The following is a 19,377-nucleotide window of genomic DNA, read 5'->3' on the forward strand; positions in this document are numbered from 1 at the left end:
TACGCGCTCAGATGCTACACAGTTGGGGAGCCGGCGACCGCCACGGGTTGCTTCCGCGCGGCGTCCTTGCGGATGGTTGCGCTGATCACCGCAGCCACCGTGCACATTGCGGCCGCGCCCAGCCAGGCGTAGTTGTAGTGGCCCGTGGCGTCACGGATGAAGCCAGCTGCGAGGGCTGCGGCCGCCGCTCCGAGTTGATGGGCCGCGAACACCCAGCCGAACACCACGGAGCCATCGGCGCCGAACACCGAGCGACAGATGGCTGCAGTCGGAGGAACAGTCGCCACCCAGTCCAAGCCATAGACCACGACGAAGATGATCATGCTCGGTTCCACGGATGAGCCCAGCAGCAGTGGCAGCACCAGAAGACCGATCCCCCGGAATTGGTAATACACCGCCAGCAGGACTTTGGGGTTGAAACGGTCGGTCAGCCAACCGGATGCGATGGTCCCCACGATGTCGAAGATCCCGACGACGGCCAGCAAGCCCGCCGCTGTGGTTTCGGGCATTCCGTGATCGTGCGCTGAGGGAATGAAGTGCGTGCCGATGAGACCGTTGGTGGTGGCACCACAAATGGCGAAGCCCGCAGCCAACGCCCAGAACGTGCGCACTTTGCTGGCGCGCTTGAGGACCTGCAATGCCCGGACGGCCGCGTTCGCCGAATCCGGCTTGGCTGTAGCGGGACCGGGCTGTGGCGACGCCCCCGCACCGGCCGGCGTCGTGGTCTTTGTTCCGGCGGTACTGGCGTCAGGTGCTTCCGCACCGTAAGGCAACACCCCGACGTCGGCCGGTGAGTTCCGCAACCAGCGCAGGACCAGTGGTACCACCGCCAGCGCGCCAGCGGCGATGAGGAGCGACGCGCCCCTCCAGCCCGGGTCCTGTGCCAGTGCGGCGATGAAGGGCAGGAACACGAGTTGGCCAGCGGCGCTGCCGGCGGTCAGTATGCCGATCACCAGGCCACGGCTCTTGGCGAACCACGTGTTGGCGATGGTCGCCGCGAAGACGAGGGCCATGGATCCCGTTCCCAGGCCAATCAACAGGCCCCACGTGAGCAGGATCTGCCAGGACTGGTTCACCAACACAGTAAGCGCAGATCCCAGGCCAATCAGGCAGAGGGCCAGCGATGTGACTTTGCGTATACCGAAGCGTTCCATCAAGGCCGCGGCGAACGGGGCAGTCAGCCCGAACAGGACGAGGTTGATGCTCACCGCAAGGGACAAGACCGTGGTGGACCAGCCGAATTCCTCTTGAAGCGGGACCATCAGCACACCGGGCGCGGCCCTGAATCCGGCCGCCCCTACCAAGGCGAGGAAAGCAACGGCGGCCACGATCCAGGCCGGGTGCAGCCTCCGCCCGGAGCGCTTCCCAGGTTCAGGGCGCTTGGCAGCTTCAGGGCGCTTACCGGTGGGGACCTCTGCCGCGTTTGTCGGAGTTGTCGGAGTTCCTGTGACATCGGGAGCGGTCATGCGGAGATCTCCGTTTCGAGGGAAGGTGTTAGGGGCGGCGCGACGGCCAATGGCATCGGCTGGTCGCTGCGTTTGAAGCTATGCCAGCTGGTATTGGCGGCAGTCAGTTGGACGCCACAGTGGGTGCAGGTGTCCGCGGACGCCGTGGCTTGTCCGCAGTCCGTGTGGATGACCCGCATATGGGATACCGCGTTGGGGGCGTCCAAGTGTTTCTCTGCCCAGATGATGATGGCATTCAGGACCGGAAGAGCGTCCTCGCCCTTGGGTGTGAGCACGTATTCCTGCCGGATCCGGGCCCCATCCTGGTAAGGACGCTGGGCCAGCAAGCCACTCTCCAGCAGCCAGCTGAGCCGCTTGCTGAGGATGTTGTCCGCGACCTCGAGCCGCTGTTTGATGGCCTCGAAGCGGCCGTTTCCGAAGAAGATCTCGCGGAGTACCAGGCTCCCCCATGGATCGCCCAGGACATCGAGACCGCGGGCCAGGCTGCACGTGCGCGCGGACCAGTCGGATCGTAGAGGCATGCGGACAAAGTACATGACTTTTCTAAAGAAAGCCAAGACCACGGCAGTGTCCTGACCTACCTTGGACCTGGAACCACATGTGACCTCCGCGACACACCCCCGCTGGTTTGCCGTAGTTTCATCATTGGTTTACCCGGACTGCCTAGGCTGGCTGCGTCAACTCTGACCACGAAAGGCACCCTGAATGTCCTCGAATACCCCTGACTTGGTTAATCGTTCCACCGGAGGGTCCGCGCTTTCCCGCCGCGGCTTCCTGGGCACCGCGGCCGCAGCGACGGCGCTTGCCGCCACCGGCTCGCTGCTGCCTCCATCCGTTCAGGCAGCGATGGCCAAGCCAGTCCCGCCAGGAAACCTCCAATCCATCAAGCACGTGATTGTGCTGATGCAGGAAAACCGTTCCTTCGACCACTACTTTGGCTCCCTGCGTGGCGTCCGCGGATATGGCGACAAGTCCGTGACGCGGCTGCCCAATGGCAAGTCTATGTTCGAACAGCCACGGGCAACGGGCGAGACCGTTCTGCCGTTCTCCCTCCGCAAAGCAGCGGAGCTCGCTGGCCGCCCAGGCTCCGACATCCAGTACCTGGGCGATCTTGACCACTCCTTCGCTGGTACTACGACGGCGTGGAACAACGGCTGGTGCGATAAATGGGTTCCTGCCAAGAGCGCATCCACCATGACCTTCTATGAGCGTGCAGACATTCCTTTGCAGTACGAACTCGCCGACACGTTCACCATCTGCGACGCTTACCACTGCTCCGTCAACGGCTCCACCAATCCCAACCGCAACTACCTCTGGAGCGGCACCACGGGCAACGAGCCAGGAAGCACCAAGCGGGCCGTGACCAACGCGGCCTACAGCTACACCCACGGCGGATACGACTGGACCACCTACCCCGAACGCCTGGAAAAGGCCGGTATTTCCTGGAGGATCTATCAGGACTGGGACAACTTCACGGACAACGCCGTGGAGTACTTCCAAACCTTCAAGGCAATCGGCAGGAAGATGCTGGCCTCGGTAGAGGGCAACCTCAACACCACCGAGGAGTTCTACGACAAGCTGGCCGGCAAGACCCCTGCCGAGCAGGACCGCCTCCTTGCCCAGCTTGAGCAAGGCCGGGCTTCGCTCAGCGAGTCCGAGAAAGCGCTCTTCGACAAAGCCATGTGGCGCGGCCGGCCTGACACGCTCCTTCAACGGCTCAGCACCGACATCAAGGATGGCGCTTTGCCGCAAGTCAGCTGGCTGGTTCCCTCGGCGGCAGACTCCGAGCACCCGGGAGCATCCACGCCAGTGGGCAGTGCAAACTTCGTCTACAGGCTTTTGGACACCGTAGCCAGCAACCCGGACACGTGGGACACCACGGCAATCTTCCTCAACTTCGACGAGAACGACGGCTACTTCGACCATGTCCCACCACCCGTCCAACCACGCCCGGAGTCCGGGGAATCCACTGACTGGACCACGGCACGGCCCATAGGCCTGGGCCCGCGCGTTCCCATGACCATCGTTTCCCCATGGACCGTAGGCGGCTATGTCAGCTCCGAGGTCTTCGACCACACCTCCGTGCTCCGCTTCCTGGAGCGCTGGACCGGCGTCGAAGAGCCCAACATCTCGCCTTGGCGCCGTGAAGTCTGCGGCGACCTCACAGGCGTCTTTAACTTCGATTCCCCGGGGACTCCCCCGGTTCTGGACCACCCCGGCCCTGTGCCTGCCAAGATCAGCAGGTGGCGGCCGAACCCACCGGCGGTCCAGGTGGCCCCCATCCAGGAACCCGGAAGCCGGCCGGCCCGTCCGCTGCCCTACAGGCCCGGAGTATCGGCCGCGGCTCAGCCCGGCAAAATTACCCTGGCACTGGCAAACAGCGGCACACGGTCCAGCCACTTCACCATCTATGGCTACGCGGGCGAAGTCACCGAACCCCGGCATGCGGACGTGTTGGGCAACCAGAAGGTGGAGCTCACCGTCCCGTCCAGCGATTTCGACGTCGTCGTCACCGGTCCCAACCGCTACCAGTACGAGCTGAAAGGCTCGACGGCGGGCCTTGCGGCCGGCGTCGACGTCACCATGAACGGTCGCCGCGGTAACAAGGCGGTGGAACTGGAGGTACGCAATAACGGAGGAGCGTCCGTGACTCTAAAGCTCGAGTCCCTGCAGTACCTGGACGGCAGCGACACCGTAAAACTCAAGCCGGGCCAAACAAAGAAGATCGGTTGGGAGACGCTGCAGGGTTGGTACGACATCCAGGTCACCTCACCCGAGGATGCTTCCTTCCGGAGGCGCCTAACCGGTCGTGAGGAAGACGGCCGGGAAGGTATCTCGGGCTAGCCGGAACGCAACACTTTGAAGAATCCCGCGCTTGTTCACCCCACAGCGGGAAAGGTTGGAAAGGTGAACAAGCGCGGGATTTGTGAGCTGGAGTTTTAGGTGCGCGGCTGGTTTCCCGGGAGGCCCGCGGAGTCACCCGCTCCAGGGCGCATCCCGGCAGGAACGAGGCTTGCGCGCGAGGGCCGGTAAGCCAGGGCCCAGTAGACCAGCATCGCGATTCCGCAGACTACACCGAGGCTGGAAACCATGAGCTGCCATTGCGTCTGGGGGTCCTTGCCCCACTCGGCCGCCCCCGCCCAGACGGCCAGGTTCTTGGGCGTCATGAAAAAGGCAACGGTGGAGAAGGCCACGATGACCCACCCGGCTGTGCGCATACGCCCGCTGCGGGACGGTACCCGATGCATCGCGAAGGCCATGCTTGGGAGGGCTACTGCTACCCAAACCCAGTGGTGGGACCAGGAGACGGGGCTGACCAGGAGCATCAGGATGGCCGTGGCCGAGACCGCAATGAAGTTCTCGTCGACGTCCACGGCCCACTTAATGACCAACGCCGCAAGGACCGCGAGTCCCAGGGAAAGAACCAGCCACACCAAGCTGGTGAGAGTGGAATCCGGCATGCCGAAGTGCAGGAGCAGCCCCTTGACGGACAGGTTGTCCACGTAGCCCGGACCACCGATGCGGCCGGTGTCGGGGAGGATTTGGGTCCAGAATGCCAGGGACGCCTGCGGCAGGATGGCCCAGGCCACGGCGATGGATCCGAAGAACCCTGTGGCCATCCAAGCGAGTGCCTTGAAGTCGCGGCGGACCAGGAAATACAGGCCGAACGCCAGCGGCGTGAGCTTCACACCGGCAGCCAGGCCGATCAATAGTCCTGCGGGCCACCGGATGAGGCCAGCGCGCGCTTTACCGTAGAGTGCGAAGTCCGCCAGGATCACGCCCATGAGGATGATATTGATCTGGCCGAAAACGAATGTGTCCCGCCACGGACCCAGGAGCAGGATGGCCCCCGTTCCCACTAAAGCCGTGGTCCTGAAGCGATAGTCGGCGAATGCGGAACGCCATGTCTTCAGTCCAAAGTAGTGACGTGCCAACCAGGCAGCCACCACTGCGGCGCCTGCCAAGGCAGCGATGATGAAGACCATGCTGCTGGCGAAGAAACCCATTGCCGCCAGGCCGGCAAAGAGCAACGCTGCGAAGGGCGGGTAAGTAAATGGCAGGCCATCGCGCACTGCATACAGGTCCCCGCCTTGGAGGACCTTGCCGCCGCCGTAGAAATAGACCTCGAAGTCGTTCAGGAACGGCGCGTAGTCCGTATAGAGGAACCAAACGGCGACGGCGAGGGTCAGCGCGCCTGCGACGGTCAGGATCCAGCCGCGCTGGGCAGCCGAAACAACCGTGGGTGAAGAAGAAGCCACAGTGTCAGCCGTTGCTGATCTTGGCGAAGGCCTGCTCAAGGTCCGCAATCAGGTCCTCGGACTCCTCGATGCCGCAGGACAGGCGCAGGAGGTTCACGGGAACGGCCAGCTCTGTCCCCTTGACGGAAGCGTGCGTCATTTCCGAGGGGTAGTTCATGAGGGATTCGATCCCGCCCAGTGATTCCGCCAGCGTGAAAATCGACGTGGACTCGGCAACGGTACGGGCAGCTGCCTCACCGCCCTTGAACAGCACGGAGACCATGCCGCCGAACTTCTTCATCTGCTTCGCAGCGAGTTCGTGGCCGGGGTGATCCGGGAGGCCTGGGTAGAGCACAGCTTCAACTTCGGGGCGCTGCAGCAGCCATTCGGCCACAGCCTGGCCGTTCTCGCTGTGCCGATCCATGCGCACGCCCAGGGTCTTGAGGCCACGCGTGGTGAGGAAAGCATCCATCGGCCCGGAAACGGCACCAACGGCGAACTGGATGAACCCGATCTTCTCGGCGAGCTCGGCGTCGTTGACGACGATCGCTCCGCCCACCACGTCAGAGTGGCCACCGATGTACTTGGTGGTGGAGTGGATCACGACGTCGGCACCCAGGTCCAACGGGGTCTGCAAGTAGGGAGACGCGAAGGTGTTGTCCACCACCAGGAGGGCGCCGGCGTCGTGCGCCACGGCGGCGAGCGCCGCGATGTCGGTGATCTTCATCAGGGGGTTGGATGGCGTTTCCACCCACACGATGCGCGTCTTGTTCGCGGCAACGGCACGTGCCACAGCATCGAGGTCGGACATGTCTACGGGAGTGTTGCCAATGCCCCAGTCACCGAGCACGCGGTCAATGAGGCGGTAAGTGCCACCGTAGGCGTCATTGCCCAGGACGATGTGGTCCCCCGGACGTGCCACAGCGCGGATCAGCGAGTCTTCGGCAGCAAGGCCCGAGCCGAACGAGAACGCGGCCGAACCACCTTCAAGGGCTGCCAACTGCTCCTGCAGGGAGTCACGCGTGGGATTGCCCCCGCGGCCGTATTCGTAGCCGGAACGCAGGCCGCCAATTCCATCCTGGGCGTAGGTTGAGCTGAAATGCAGAGGCGGCACCACAGCGCCTGTCCGGGGTTCGAAGGCCTGGCCCGCGTGGACAGCCCTCGTGTTGAACCCGGAATTGTTGTTGACAGACATGGAAGCTCCTCTTTCAGTGTTCAACGGTTGGATGTGGGCGCCGAGCGCTCAGTTGCTCAGGTAGGCGAGAAGGTCGTGGCGGGTCAGTATGCCCACGGGCGCCCCAACGAACGTCACCATCACAGTATCGACGTCGGACAACAGCTCGCGTGCCGCGGAAATGGTCTCAAGCGATCCGATAACGGGCAGGCGCTCCCCCATGTGTTCGGCGATCTTGTCTGTGAGTTTGGCTTCGCCGCGGAAGAGCTTGGTGGTGAGACTGCGCTCATCAACTGCGCCGAGGACCTCGCCCATAACCACGGGCGGCTCCTGCGAGAGGACCGGGATGTGGGAGACGCCGAACTCGTTCATGATGTTGATGACGTCACGCACGGTCTCGTTCGGGTGGATGTGGACCAGGTCCGGCATCTCGCCCGTCTTGGACTTCAGCACCTCGCCCACGGACGACTCTTCGCCGCCGGAAAGGAAGCCGTACGAGCGCATCCATTGATCGCTGAAGATCTTGGCAAGGTAGCCGCGGCCGGAATCGGGGAGGATCACCACAACCACCGCGGACTCGTCCAGGTCCTTGGCGGCTTGCAGAGCAGCCACCACGGCCATACCGGAAGAGCCGCCCACCAGGAGGCCCTCTTCGCGTGCCAGCCGGCGGGTCATGGCGAATGAATCGCCATCAGAGACGGCAATGACCTGGTCCGGCACGGTCTTGTCGTAATTGGCGGGCCACATGTCTTCGCCAACGCCCTCCACGAAGTACGGGCGTCCGGTACCGCCTGAGTACACAGAACCTTCGGGGTCCGCGCCGATGACCTTGACCCGGCCGCCGTCGGACTCGGGCCGGTCCGCCGAGACTTCCTTAAGGAAGCGGCCCGTTCCGGTGATGGTGCCGCCCGTACCGGCGCCGATGACGACGTGCGTGACCCTGCCGTCAGTGTCGCGCCAGATCTCCGGGCCTGTGGACTCATAGTGGCTGCCCGGGGCTGCGGGGTTGGAGAACTGGTCCGGCTTGAAAGCCCCCGGGATCTCCTTGACCAAGCGGTCCGAGACGCCATAGTAACTTTGCGGGCTGTCGGGGGCCACGGCTGTGGGCGTCACCACGACTTCGGCGCCATACGCGGCCAAGACCGCCCGTTTGTCTTCGCCCACCTTGTCCGGCACCACGAAGACGCACTTGTAGCCCTTTTGCTGGGCCACGAGCGCCAGTCCCACCCCGGTGTTCCCCGACGTCGGCTCAACAATGGTTCCGCCCGGCTGCAGCCGCCCGTCCCTTTCCGCTTCTTCGATCATCTTCACGGCGATCCGGTCCTTGATGGATCCGCCGGGGTTGACGTATTCAAGCTTGACCAGGACGGTGGCTTTGATCCCGTCCGTTACGTGGTTGAGCTTGATGAGCGGCGTATTGCCGATGAGGTCCAACACGGACTGGGCGTACTTCATAGGTACAAAGTTACCGCCTGCCCGCAGCCCGCCCTGCCTTGCATCACTTGCCGTGCATCACTTCCCTGCGGATGAATCGGTCTGCCAAAGTCCCAGGATGTTGCCTTCGGTGTCTTCCTGCATGGGACTAAGGTTCCAGCCGAAAGCACTCTGGTAAAAAGTGTTGGCCCTCCCGTTGTCATCTGTGGGAATCTCGAAATGCACTATTCCGGCCATGGTTGGCGCTCCTGGATTGGGATTCGGGCGCGGCCCACCCGCGCCACATCAGGGAGTCTAGACCCGGAAGGCATTCGCCGTAAGAGGCTTCCGGAGCGGATTGTCGGCCAGGCGTGGGACCATGAAAACATGACCATCGCAGACGCCCCGCCCCGTGTTGCGGCCGCGGCAGACGCTTCCGTGCGATGGCGCCCGGGTGCCTCCTACAGGCTCGACCAAACCATGTTTCCCCTCATGCGGGGCAACGCCGATCCCTCGTTCGCGGCCCATGCCAGTGGTTTCTGGTTGGCCTTCACTGGTCCTTCCGGGCCTGTCGCCTTGCGGCTCTCGGCAGGCGGCCTGGGATCTGAATCGTTTGTTGATGCGCAGGCATGGGGGCCCGGCGCGGAGCACGCCATTGCCGGCGTACCCCGGCTGCTCGGCGCGGACGATGATTGGTCCGCTTTTGACGAACCCGGATTCCATGCAACGCTCCCCCGCCTTGTCACTGAAGCACGACGCCGGAACCTGGCTCTGCGGCTCCCCTCCACCGGGCGGGTGGTTGACGCCCTTGTGCCCACCATCCTGGAGCAAAAGGTCACCACCTTGGAGGCCAGGCGTGGCTACCGTTACTTGATGTACCGGTTCGGAACAAAAGCCCCGGGCAGCGTTGCTCCCCCCGGCCTCCTCGTTCCTCCAACGCCGCGGCAGTGGTTGGCCATTCCGTCCTGGGAATGGCACAAGGCGGGAGTCGGGCCACAGCGCTCGGCGACAGTAATGCGGGCGCTGCAATCCGCCGTCGCGCTTGAACGCCTGGCTGGCGTGGACTCAGCGCGGGCCGGAGCCAAACTTCAGACCATTCCCGGCATCGGCGTCTGGACTGCTGCGGAGGTGGTCCAGCGGACCCACGGCTGCCCGGATTCGATTTCCGTGGGCGACTACCATCTTGCGTCGTTCGTGGGCTATGCGTTGACGGGGAGGAAGATTGACGACGCCGGCATGTTGGAGTTGCTGGAACCCTGGCGCGGGCAGAGGCAGCGGCTGGTCCGCATGCTCTACCTCAGCGGCTTCCGCAAACCAACTTTCGGCCCCCGCATGACCATCCAGGACCACCGCGGCCACTAGAGGTGCAGGCGGGCCACCGCTTCCTGGCGCATGTCCACCTTCCGGACCTTTCCCGAAACGGTCATGGGGAAGCTCTCGCGGACGTCCACGTACCGGGGAATCTTGTAGTGCGCCAGTTTGCCACGGCAGTACTCGGCAATGTCCTCTTCCGTGAGCGTGGAGACTCCGGCTTTGAGGATGATGCAGGCCATGAGCTCCTCCCCGTACTTTTTGTCGGGAACGCCAATGACCTGCACGTCTTGGATGGAAGGATGCTGGTAGAGGAATTCTTCGATCTCGCGCGGGTAGATATTCTCCCCACCGCGGATCACCATGTCCTTGATCCGGCCTTCGATCACCAGGTACCCGTCCTCGTCCATGCGGGCGAGATCGCCGGTGTGCATCCAGCCCTCGGCGTCGATGGCCTCGGCTGTCTTGTCCGGCTGGCCCCAATAGCCCTGCATCACCGCGTAACCACGGGTGCAGAGTTCCCCGATCACACCGCGCTCCACCACTTCGCCGGAACCCGGGTCCACGATCCGGCTCTCCAGGTGCGGCATGGTTCTGCCCACAGTGCTGGTGCGGTGTTCCAAGGTGTCCCCCGCCCGGGTCATGGTGGAAACCGGCGATGTCTCGGTCATGCCGTAGCAAATAGCCACATCAACCATGTGCATCTCGTCGATGACCCTGCGCATGACTTCGATGGGGCACAACGATCCCGCCATGACGCCGGTCCTGAGCGTGGAGAGATCGAAGGTGGCGAAGTCAGGCAGTGCGAGTTCGGCGATGAACATGGTGGGCACACCGTAAAGCGATGTTCCGCCGAAGTCCTGAACCGCTTCCAGCGCGGCCGAGGGATTGAATCCGCGGCTGGGGATGATGGTTGCCGCCCCGAAGCTCAGGGCATTCAGGTTCCCGATCACCATGCCAAAACAGTGGTAGAACGGCACCGGAATCACCACGCGGTCATGTTCGGTATAGCCCAGGAGGCGGCCGATCGAGTGGCCGTTGTTGAGGATGTTGTGGTGCGTCAAAGTTGCACCCTTCGGGAAGCCCGTAGTGCCCGACGTGTACTGGAGGTTGATGGGCTCGTGCGGATCAAGTTCTGCCATGCGGTCCCGCACCGCAGAAGGCCCGACGCCGTCCGCCCGGGTCAGGAGTTGGGCGTAGGTCAGTTCGTGGCTGGCTTCAGGGACACCCGCTGTGAGCCCGGTGAGAGGGTCGCCCGGGAGGAACACGATCTCCCTGAGCTCGGGGCATGTGCCGGCGGCCTCCCTGGCCATGCCCACGTAATTGCTGTTCTTGTCCGAGGGCGCAGCCACCAGCATCCGCATGCCGTTCTGCTTAACCACGAACTCCAGCTCGTGGCTTCGGTACGCCGGGTTGACGTTGACCAACACAGCGCCGATCTTTGCTGTGGCGTACTGCAGGATGGTCCACTCGGCACAGTTCGGGCTCCAGATGCCGATGCGCTCACCCTTCCCAATGCCCAGGGCGAGGAGAGCGCGGGCGAGGTGATCGACGTCGTCGTTAAGCTTTTCGTAGCTCCAGCGCCGGGCGTCCCCGCCTGGCGTGGCAGCTGCTTCGATCAGGGCGTCCCTGAGCGGGAATTGCGCTGCGATGCGTTCAAAATTGGCACCGATGGTCTCTTCGAGCAGCGGGACGTCAGTGTCTCCGGCAGTGTAGGACAACATGACCGAACGCTACCAAGTCAGTCCGCGCAACAGAACCGTAAAGAGGACAATCCGCTGCGTGTCCTCCCGGTAGGGTTGGATCCATGAGTGCACCCATCGACCTGCAGGCCACGTTCATCCCCAACGAAGGCGAATTCTTCCGCGTGAAGCTCGCCCTGGAAATCGCGATCGACGAGGTCGTGAACGAGCCCGGCTGCATCCGTTATGAACTGACCGAAGCCACCGAGGAGAAGCTGGTGCTCACCGAGCGCTGGGAATCCGAGGAACTCCTTGAGAAGCACTCCAAGGGCATTGCTGTGCAGGACCTGAACGAGTCCCTCAGTGCGCTGCTTGCCGAGCCGGTCCAGCTCGAGCGGCTCTAGGCTCTCCACGTAGCCAAACCGCTGGAACAACGCGGTAACGCCGAAACGCATCGAGGTCGCCGGAATTCTCCGGCGACCTCGATGCTTTTCCGGCGATTTCGCCGGGTGGGTCTAGCTTTCCTGGGCCTCGGCGCGCGCCTTGGCCACGTGTGCGTGGACTTCTTTCATGTCCAGGCCCTTCACAGCCTCGATGACCTGCTCCAGCTGCGGGCCGTTAAGCGCACCAGGCTGGGAGAAGACAAGCACTTTCTCGCGGAAGGCCATGAGTGTTGGGATGGACGTAATCCCGGCTTCGGCGGCGAGCTGCTGCTCGGCCTCCGTGTCCACTTTCGCGAAGAACACATCGGGATGTCTCTCCGAGGCTGCCCCATAGGTGGGCGCAAACTGACGGCACGGGGCGCACCATGCAGCCCAAAAATCCACCAGGACAATGTCATTGCCTTCGATGGTCGAAGCGAACTGTTCTCCAGTGATGTCAACTGTAGCCATGTTTCCACGGTACGCGACCCCGCTCCCTAAGTCCCGCGGGGAGGGGCGATGTTCGCTTCCCGCGTCACCGGGAATAAAACTGCTACTTGCCCAGGACGTACTTGAGCGCGGACGCGTAGAGCGGGGCCACCTTGTTGTGTCCGGTTTGGTTCAGGTGCACACCGTCCACATAGTCCCAGGTAGCTCCTGCGATGGTTGCGGTGCCGGCCATCGAGATGCGCGGCCATCCACGGACAGCGGCTTCGCGGGTCAAGAGCCCGTCCACCCACCGACGTTGGAAATGGCTGGCATCGTAGCGGGAGAGAACCCCATTGATAAGTATGGTGCTGCGGGGATACTTGCGGCGCAGTTCGTCCCATAGCCGGTTGGCCTGGGACAAGATGGCAGCATCGGTGGCAAGAATCCGGGCGTCGTTTCCGCCAAGGGTCACCACCACCAGTCCGGGGTTGCCTTGGGGCAAGAGGATCCGGTCAAGGAGCACGGCATCGGTCGCTGAGTTGCCACCGACCGCGGGGCTCCCCGAAACATATCCGATGCCACCGATGCTTCGGACCACCTGTCGGGTGTAGCCATCGGCACGGGCGCCCTGTTCGCCCCACGAATCAAGGTCGAGCTGCGAGTCTCCAAGGAAGACCACCGTGGAGGCGTCAACCGCTTCGGCTGAATACAGCTCCTCCGTGGAGTCGTTCCAGATTGTCTCCAACTTTTGGAAGGCGACGTGCGAGCCCCTTGCATCCGTCCAGGTGTCACGCAGCGGCCAACCGAACTCGCCCGGATTGATGGACCACACTTTGTATGTGGAGTGCCCCACAATCCGCGCTCCAGTGGCAGGACCCCAGACGAGCCAGCCGTTGACGAACTGTTGCACCAGGCCCCCCGCCCGCGGAAGTTTGTCCGTGAGTGGAAGGCCCAATTGACCGGCAGCTCCACCCAGGGCCACATAGCGGTTGTGGATATCGCCGTGGGTGGTGGAATGCGCACCCGTTGCCGCCGACCAGTAGACCGTGCCGCCCTGGAAGAGTTGGTAGACGAAGTTGTTCTGCCGGTACTCCTCGCTGACCGGATACCCCAGGGCACCGTTCTGGCCCCCAGTCGCGGACCAGTAGCTCCGGATAGCTCCCGTCAGCGCCCTCGCACCGGTGGCAGGCGACCAGATGATGGTTCCGTGCTGGTATTGCTGTGAAGAGCCACCATTGCGCAGTCCCGTCGCTTCATCCGTGGTGGGATAGCCAAACTCACCGCTTTCCAGCCCGGATTGGCGCCAGCGTTCACGGATGGCACCCATGGAGGGATGTGCGCCGGTCGCCGGCGACCACACAACAAAGCCGCGCTCAAAGACCTGGTAGGCACCGCCGTCGGGCAGTCCTGTGCGCTCACTGCCTGCCGGGTAGCCAAGGAAACCCCCCTCAAAACCCGTCCGCCCCCATGCCAAGTGGATGGATCCCGTTGTGCGCTGGGCGCCAGTTGCCGGCGAGAAGCTAATCGCCCCACGTTCGAAGATTTGCTTGGAACCTCCATTGCGCAGGCCGCTGGCGGTATCCGTCGTGGGATATCCGTGATAGCCCGCGGGCCCATTTGCTTCCCACCACGCTGTGCGCACAGGTCCATTGACCACCACGCGCGCTCCCGTGCGGGGCGACCAAGCGATATCGCCGCCGACGAACGGTTGTACACAGCCCGTGCTGGAGCATTCCTCAGTAGCCGTTGGCCGGATCAGTACACTTCGGGCCCAGGCGCTCGTGGTGTAAAGCTGCCCGATGGCGCCGGTGACTGGAGGTGTTGCGGCCTCAATCCGGACGCTGCCCGATGTTGCGGCTTGCGCCGATGCCGCGGTTGCGAGCAGGCCGGGGGTCAACAGCAGCGCCGCCAAAGACCTGGCAATTTTGCTTTTCCTCGACGATGAAGCCGACCTTGAACAACCCACTTCTCTACCCCTGCATCTTCGGGTCCCAGCCCCTGTCACTGCTCCCCCATGAAGACAGTGAAGCCAGTATGTTCGACGGCGGCAGTTGAGGCAGCGACGACGCAGCGTTTGGTGTCACATCGTTATGTTCCGAGCCGGCAGGCCCCTTTTCGCCAAGTCAGCGCGACGTCTGTCATGAGTGGATAGTTCGTCCTAGACTGGCCTCCCCATAGAGACTTGGGGACCGGTTGCGTTGCCTGCCAAGAGCATTCCGGTCCGGGGAGCAGTTCCGGTCCCGGCGGCCACGCATTCAATGAAGGGATGAACGTGGAGCCTGAGGAGAACAAAGCGCTGGTTAGGCGCTTCTACGCAGCGATCGATGCCGGCGACATCGAAGCGATGGACGATCTGGTGGCTGAAGACTACCTGGACCATCACCCTCCATTCCCCGGGCTCTCGGCTGGGCGGGACGGCCTAAAGGAGGCCTTCCGCATTTTCCTGCACGCTACGCCGGGACATCACGTTATTGAGGACCAGATCTGCGAAGGCGACAAGGTAGTTACAAGATTGACCGCCCATGGTCGACACGAAGGCGACCTGCCCGGGCCACTGCCCGCCACGGGTGCTCAACTGGACGAAACCGCCGTGGCAATCCACAGAATTCAGGACGGAAGGATTGCCGAGCATTGGTCCGACCGCGACGACCTTGGACTAATGCAACAACTCGGCATCATCCAGATGCCGGGAGCCTGAACCTAAACAAGCCTGGAACGCTACCTCGCTGACTTCAGCCGGCTGTTCACCCCGTGCAAGCAAGTGGGCTTGCCGATGGACTATTGATTGCGATTGAACAAGTGTTTAGTCTATGAAACATGCGTTTAAGCGCAGATGATTTGACCACCCGGGCACGCATTCGCGACGCCGCCATAGGACTGTTCGGCCGCGCTGGTTTCGCGCCTGCCACTGTCCGGGCGGTGGCCTCCGCGGCTGGCGTCAGCCCTGGTCTGGTGATCCACCATTTCGGCAGCAAGGCAGGTTTGCGCGAAGCTTGCGACCAGCATGTGCTCGCGCAAACAGCCAGCCAGGGCAGGGAGAAAACCAACCCCGCTTCCGTACGTCAATTGATCCAGGACTACCTCAACCGTCCGGACCAGTATGCCGATGAGATCGCCTACATTCGCCGCTCGCTGGGCGACGAGTCGGAGGCAGGCGATGCGTTCTTCGACGCGGTAGTGGGCCAGACCCAGGACATCATCGAGGCCGGAATCGCAGCCGGCACCATCCGGGATTTCGAGGACGTCCGGGCCACCGCCGTCGTCATTGCATCCAACAGCCTCTCCATGCTCATGCTGGGCAGGCACCTCTCACGGGCGCTCGGTGCCGAGGTACCCGAACCCCACGGCATCGGGCCCGAACTGTTGCGGCAGCTGACACTGCCTGCACTGGACATTTACACCAACGGCTTCTATGCAGATTCGCGGTTCCTCGACGCGGCCCGCGAAGCCCTGCAGCAGGAGGCCACCAACCAAAGAAGGGAGCATGCCCCGTGACCCAGGCAATCGTCGTCGAAGGGTTGCGCAAAAAGTTCGGCCAGCGCGAGGTCCTCCACGGACTCGATTTCGCGGTTGAACCGGGAACGGTCTTCGGCGTCATTGGACCGAACGGAGCAGGCAAGACAACCACCATGCGCTGCCTGCTGGACATCATCCGGCCAAGCGCGGGAACCATTTCCGTGCTGGGCCAGGACCCACGGCGCGCCGGAACCGCCCTCCGCCGCAGGATTGGCTACCTGCCCGGTGAACTCCACTTGGAGAACCGGACCACGGGCCGCCGGATGCTTGAACACTTCGCGGCCATCAGCGGCCCAGTAGAGCCAAAGTATGTCAGCGAGTTGGCAGAGCGGTTGGACCTGGATCTGGACCGGCAGACCCGCAAGCTCTCCAAAGGCAACAAGCAGAAGCTCGGACTCCTGCAGGCGTTCATGCACCGCCCCGAACTCCTGGTGCTCGATGAACCGACCAGCGGCCTGGATCCCCTGGTCCAGCAGGAATTCCATGCCATGGTGCGGGAAGTGGTGGAGGACGGCGCTACGGTCTTCCTCAGCTCCCACGTGCTGAGCGAGGTCCAGCAGGCCGCCGACGCCGTTGCCATCCTCCGCGACGGTGGAATCGTGACGATCTCGACTGTTGAGGCCCTCCGGAACGCGGCTGTACGCCAGTTGCGGTTCAACGCGGCCGGGGCAGCAGCGCACGACGTCGGCGCGCTGCTGGCCCGGGTGCCCGGCGTCGGCAATGTTGTACTGCGGGAGCTTCCTGGTGACGGCACAGCGGATGCCGCCGTCGAGGCAACGGCTACGCTTTCGGGTCAGGTCCAGCCGCTGGTGCAGGAACTGGCGCACCTGAACCTCACAGACCTCGTCCTGGAAGAGCCGGACCTGGAGGAAGCCGTGCTGACTCTCTACACGGGGCATTACGTCGGCAACGGAAACGATCCCCGAAGAAATGGGAACGATGCGGTGAAACCCGCGGAAGGAGCGCGTCATGCCTAGGTTCCTCCCCCTCTTCACCAAGGCCCTTACTGACTCGTGGCGGTCCACGCTCGCATGGGCCCTGGGACTATCGGCTGCAATCATGCTGTACCTGCCGCTTTATCCATCCATCGGGGGCAGCGCACAAATGCAGCAAATGATCGACGCCCTGCCACAGGAAATGACCAAGGCCTTGAACTACGATCAAATCGCGACCGGCCCGGGTTACACACAGGCCACCTTGTTTGGGCTGATCGGCTTCCTGCTGATGTCCATGGCGTCCGTGGGGTGGGGCGCGGCGGCGGTCGGCGGGGACGAGGAGTCGGGGCTGCTTGAGCTGACCTTGGCGCACAGCGTGACCCGCATCCAGGTGGTCCTTGAGCGCGCCCTGGCACTGGTGGTGCGCGTCGCGATCCTCTCCGCTTTGGTATTCCTGCTGGTGTTGGTGCTTAACGGGCCCTCGAAACTGGATATCGACGTCGGGCATCTCATCGGAGCGGTGGTGCTGTTCGCCGCCTTGGCATTGCTCAGCGGAACGGCCGCGCTGTGCGCCGGTGCGCTGACCGGACGGAAGGTTTATGCGATTGCGGCAGGTGCCGCCGTCGCCGTCCTCGGCTATGTCTTCAACGCTGTTGGCAGGCAAAGTCCCGACGTCGACTGGCTCCTTAACCTCTCGCCATACCACTGGGCGTATGGCAACTCACCGGTAACGAACGGCGCCGATTGGGGAGCCGCTGCAGGCTTGCTCGGTATCTCCGCTGCGCTTATCGCGCTGGGCGCCGTTGCACTCCAGAGACGGGACGTAGGGGTTTGACTTCCCCTAAGCCCACACGTGCGGAGCTGGCCGGCGGGCTCCTGGCAGCGCATTGTTTTCCCGCCACTCGTGAATCCACTCCGGCAGTTGCAGATCAGCCGGCGGCGCACCGAACTCAGCAATGATCTCTTCCTGCGTCACAGGCTTCCCCTTATTTACCAGGCGGGTTGCGATGTGGGCGCGAGCGTAGACCTCGCCGTCCACCACCATTCGCTGCTCGAAGTAGATGGCTTTGGTGTCCAGACCGATGATGCGCGTCTCGATGGTGTAGCGCTGCCAAAGCTGCAACGACCTGCGGAAAGCGATGGTCTCTCCGGCGGCCACGGGACTCCAGCCACGTCGGCGCATCTTTCTCCAGATGCCGCTTCGGACCATGAGATCGAAACGGCCGAGGTCCATCAAGGAGAAATACATGCCGTTGTTGACGTGCATGGCGATGTCAATGTCCGTGGGCAGAACCCGCATGGGCAGCGAGGACGTTTCCCAGGCACCCAAGTGAGAACGCTTGGATGAGGTGAACAGCAACATGAGGGTGCGGAGAAGCAAATGCATGCGGGCTATGTTACCCGCGAGTAACTTCAGCGGGAATAGGCAGACCGAATAGTGGACTCAGCGTTAGTACATTCAGGGCTTTATGTCCAACGATTGCATAAACGTTTACCGCCAGTTCATCCATCCCGTGCACAATATCTGAAACCCGGAAACACCGACTCATACCCAGGGAGATCCCTTTGAGCACTCTGCAAAGCACCAAGCCGCACGCCGACGTCTGGCCCGACCTCGCCCGGCACCAGGACGTTGTGCTCCGGGACGCCCGCGGCAACTGCATCGAAGGAACCATCGATGGCATGACCGAAGACCACAGCACACTGTGGGTACAACTCAAAGGCGGTTTGGGCCGGCAGCTCGTGCACCACTTGGACGGCTACTGGCTGGAGACTCCCGCGGCCTGATCCGATCTTCCGCGGCCGGGGTTGCTGCCGTGGCTAGTATTCCCGTATGACTCAAGCGCGATACCGGGACCTCGTCGAATGGCCCCTCATGGCGACTGCACTGATATTCCTCACTGCATATGCCTGGCAGGTTATCGGACGCGTCGACGGCGCCGCTGCCCTCCCTTTCGAAATAATCCTCTGGATTACCTGGGGGATCTTCGCTGTGGACTACGTCGCCAACCTGTGGCTGGCCGAGGATCGGCGGCGATGGTTTATCTGGAATCTCCACGAACTCCTCATCGTGGTGCTCCCCTTCTTCCGGCCACTCCGGCTCCTTCGGCTCGTCACGCTCCTGTCCGTACTACAACGCACCGTGGGAGAGACCCTTCGCGGACGCGTTGCCGCCTACGTGGCCGGCTCAGCCGCCATGCTTGTGCTCATCGGCGCCCTGGCAGTCCTTGACGTGGAGCAGAATGCGCCGGATGCGAAGATCCTGACGTTTGGAGACGCCGCTTGGTGGGCAATCACCACGATCACCACCGTTGGCTATGGCGACCTCTACCCCGTTACCCCCATCGGCAGGATCGTGGCGGCGGCACTCATGATGAGCGGGATTGCGGTCCTGGGTATTGTGACGGCTTCTATTGCCTCGTGGCTGGTGCAACGAATCGAGGAAAACGCGGAGGAAGTTGCTGCGGCGGTGGAAGACAAAGCAGCAGCCGCCGAAGAACCGGTCCGTGCTGAGCTGGCTGACCTGGTCGCTGAAATTGCAGCCCTGCGGCTCGAGGTTGCGGAACTGCGGAAGAGCGCGGACCTCCGCATGAACACAGAGCCAGAGCGCGAAAAATCCCCGGAACCTGATGGTTCCGGGGATTTCCCATTGGGTGGCAGATGAGGGATTCGAACCCCCGTAGGCGTTGCCAGCTGATTTACAGTCAGCCCCCTTTGGCCGCTCGGGTAATCTGCCGAACTTCAAAAGAAGATCACTTCCGGAGACCGTTTCTTTCGATCCGGTAACCGA

General features: G+C 63.0%; 18 protein-coding genes and 1 tRNA gene. 9 read left to right on the top strand and 10 right to left on the bottom strand.

Going from position 1 to position 19,377, the window contains the following annotated elements; translation table 11 throughout:
* Positions 1-14: 14 nt before the first annotated feature.
* On the bottom strand, positions 15-1,466 hold the full coding sequence (locus LDN75_RS18370) for an MFS transporter (RefSeq protein ID WP_223934107.1): 1,452 nt from the start codon (positions 1,464-1,466) through the stop codon (positions 15-17).
* On the bottom strand, positions 1,463-1,987 hold the full coding sequence (locus LDN75_RS18375; protein WP_223937627.1) for a helix-turn-helix domain-containing protein: 525 nt from the start codon (positions 1,985-1,987) through the stop codon (positions 1,463-1,465). Before LDN75_RS18375 ends, LDN75_RS18370 begins: the two co-directional genes overlap by 4 nt.
* A 184-nt stretch (positions 1,988-2,171) precedes the next feature.
* On the opposite strand from LDN75_RS18375, the gene LDN75_RS18380 reads away from it, so the two are divergent.
* Positions 2,172-4,310 carry a phospholipase C, phosphocholine-specific gene (locus tag LDN75_RS18380; protein ID WP_223934109.1) on the top strand — a complete coding sequence of 713 codons (2,139 nt, stop codon included), beginning with the start codon at positions 2,172-2,174 and terminating at the stop codon, positions 4,308-4,310.
* A 95-nt stretch (positions 4,311-4,405) separates the two neighbouring features.
* On the opposite strand, the gene LDN75_RS18385 is transcribed toward LDN75_RS18380, so the two are convergent.
* Genes LDN75_RS18385 through LDN75_RS18395 form a run of 3 tightly spaced genes read right to left on the bottom strand, consistent with a single transcriptional unit; the run spans position 4,406 to position 8,333 of the window.
* Positions 4,406-5,725 carry a glycosyltransferase 87 family protein gene (locus tag LDN75_RS18385; protein ID WP_223934110.1) on the bottom strand — a complete coding sequence of 440 codons (1,320 nt, stop codon included), beginning with the start codon at positions 5,723-5,725 and terminating at the stop codon, positions 4,406-4,408.
* A 4-nt stretch (positions 5,726-5,729) separates the two neighbouring features.
* Complete coding sequence (locus LDN75_RS18390) at positions 5,730-6,899, bottom strand: cystathionine gamma-synthase (protein WP_223934112.1); 1,170 nt, start codon at positions 6,897-6,899, stop codon at positions 5,730-5,732.
* Positions 6,900-6,947: 48 nt separating this feature from the next.
* Positions 6,948-8,333 carry a cystathionine beta-synthase gene (locus LDN75_RS18395; RefSeq protein ID WP_223934114.1) on the bottom strand — a complete coding sequence of 462 codons (1,386 nt, stop codon included), beginning with the start codon at positions 8,331-8,333 and terminating at the stop codon, positions 6,948-6,950.
* A gap of 345 nt (positions 8,334-8,678) precedes the next feature.
* Here LDN75_RS18395 and LDN75_RS18400 point away from each other — a divergent pair, with 345 nt between their 5' ends.
* Positions 8,679-9,653 carry a 3-methyladenine DNA glycosylase gene (locus tag LDN75_RS18400; RefSeq protein ID WP_223934116.1) on the top strand — a complete coding sequence of 325 codons (975 nt, stop codon included), beginning with the start codon at positions 8,679-8,681 and terminating at the stop codon, positions 9,651-9,653.
* Here the strand turns inward: LDN75_RS18400 and LDN75_RS18405 are convergent.
* Positions 9,650-11,326: an AMP-binding protein gene (locus tag LDN75_RS18405; RefSeq protein WP_223934118.1), complete on the bottom strand. Its 1,677-nt coding sequence runs from the start codon at positions 11,324-11,326 to the stop codon at positions 9,650-9,652. The genes LDN75_RS18400 and LDN75_RS18405 overlap by 4 nt on opposite strands.
* An 83-nt stretch (positions 11,327-11,409) precedes the next feature.
* Here LDN75_RS18405 and LDN75_RS18410 point away from each other — a divergent pair, with 83 nt between their 5' ends.
* The gene (locus tag LDN75_RS18410; RefSeq protein WP_223934120.1) at positions 11,410-11,688 is read left to right on the top strand and encodes an antibiotic biosynthesis monooxygenase; all 279 of its coding nucleotides are present in this window, start codon (positions 11,410-11,412) and stop codon (positions 11,686-11,688) included.
* Positions 11,689-11,799: 111 nt separating this feature from the next.
* Here the strand turns inward: LDN75_RS18410 and LDN75_RS18415 are convergent, their stop codons facing one another.
* Together LDN75_RS18415 and LDN75_RS18420 are read right to left on the bottom strand one after the other, a co-directional pair.
* Positions 11,800-12,177 (bottom strand): thioredoxin domain-containing protein, encoded by a 378-nt coding sequence (locus tag LDN75_RS18415; RefSeq protein ID WP_223934122.1) that lies wholly within the window; start codon positions 12,175-12,177, stop codon positions 11,800-11,802.
* Between the two features lie 82 nt (positions 12,178-12,259).
* Positions 12,260-14,032, bottom strand: coding sequence for a GDSL-type esterase/lipase family protein (locus LDN75_RS18420; protein WP_223934124.1), 1,773 nt, complete (start codon positions 14,030-14,032; stop codon positions 12,260-12,262).
* A gap of 369 nt (positions 14,033-14,401) precedes the next feature.
* On the opposite strand from LDN75_RS18420, the gene LDN75_RS18425 reads away from it, so the two are divergent.
* The 4 genes from LDN75_RS18425 to LDN75_RS18440 all read left to right on the top strand — a co-directional run bounded on the left by LDN75_RS18425 (position 14,402) and on the right by LDN75_RS18440 (position 17,421).
* Positions 14,402-14,833 carry an ester cyclase gene (locus LDN75_RS18425; protein WP_223934126.1) on the top strand — a complete coding sequence of 144 codons (432 nt, stop codon included), beginning with the start codon at positions 14,402-14,404 and terminating at the stop codon, positions 14,831-14,833.
* A 119-nt stretch (positions 14,834-14,952) separates the two neighbouring features.
* Positions 14,953-15,630, top strand: coding sequence for a TetR family transcriptional regulator (locus LDN75_RS18430; RefSeq protein WP_223934128.1), 678 nt, complete (start codon positions 14,953-14,955; stop codon positions 15,628-15,630).
* Positions 15,627-16,628 carry an ABC transporter ATP-binding protein gene (locus LDN75_RS18435; protein WP_223934130.1) on the top strand — a complete coding sequence of 334 codons (1,002 nt, stop codon included), beginning with the start codon at positions 15,627-15,629 and terminating at the stop codon, positions 16,626-16,628. Before LDN75_RS18430 ends, LDN75_RS18435 begins: the two co-directional genes overlap by 4 nt.
* The gene (locus tag LDN75_RS18440) at positions 16,621-17,421 is read left to right on the top strand and encodes an ABC transporter permease subunit (RefSeq protein ID WP_223934132.1); all 801 of its coding nucleotides are present in this window, start codon (positions 16,621-16,623) and stop codon (positions 17,419-17,421) included. The genes LDN75_RS18435 and LDN75_RS18440 overlap by 8 nt, the downstream gene beginning before the upstream one ends.
* Before the next feature lie 6 nt (positions 17,422-17,427).
* Here LDN75_RS18440 and LDN75_RS18445 read toward each other — a convergent pair whose 3' ends face one another.
* Positions 17,428-17,973 carry an acyl-CoA thioesterase gene (locus LDN75_RS18445; RefSeq protein WP_223934134.1) on the bottom strand — a complete coding sequence of 182 codons (546 nt, stop codon included), beginning with the start codon at positions 17,971-17,973 and terminating at the stop codon, positions 17,428-17,430.
* A 179-nt stretch (positions 17,974-18,152) separates the two neighbouring features.
* On the opposite strand from LDN75_RS18445, the gene LDN75_RS18450 reads away from it, so the two are divergent.
* Positions 18,153-18,374 carry a hypothetical protein gene (locus LDN75_RS18450; RefSeq protein WP_223934137.1) on the top strand — a complete coding sequence of 74 codons (222 nt, stop codon included), beginning with the start codon at positions 18,153-18,155 and terminating at the stop codon, positions 18,372-18,374.
* A gap of 46 nt (positions 18,375-18,420) precedes the next feature.
* The gene (locus tag LDN75_RS18455) at positions 18,421-19,251 is read left to right on the top strand and encodes a potassium channel family protein (protein ID WP_223934139.1); all 831 of its coding nucleotides are present in this window, start codon (positions 18,421-18,423) and stop codon (positions 19,249-19,251) included.
* Here LDN75_RS18455 and LDN75_RS18460 read toward each other — a convergent pair.
* Positions 19,242-19,323, bottom strand: a tRNA-Tyr gene (locus LDN75_RS18460). The two genes, LDN75_RS18455 and LDN75_RS18460, sit on opposite strands and share 10 nt — an antisense overlap.
* Positions 19,324-19,377 lie beyond the last annotated feature (54 nt).

This window comes from Arthrobacter sp. StoSoilB5, assembly GCF_019977235.1.
Lineage (GTDB): Bacteria > Actinomycetota > Actinomycetes > Actinomycetales > Micrococcaceae > Arthrobacter.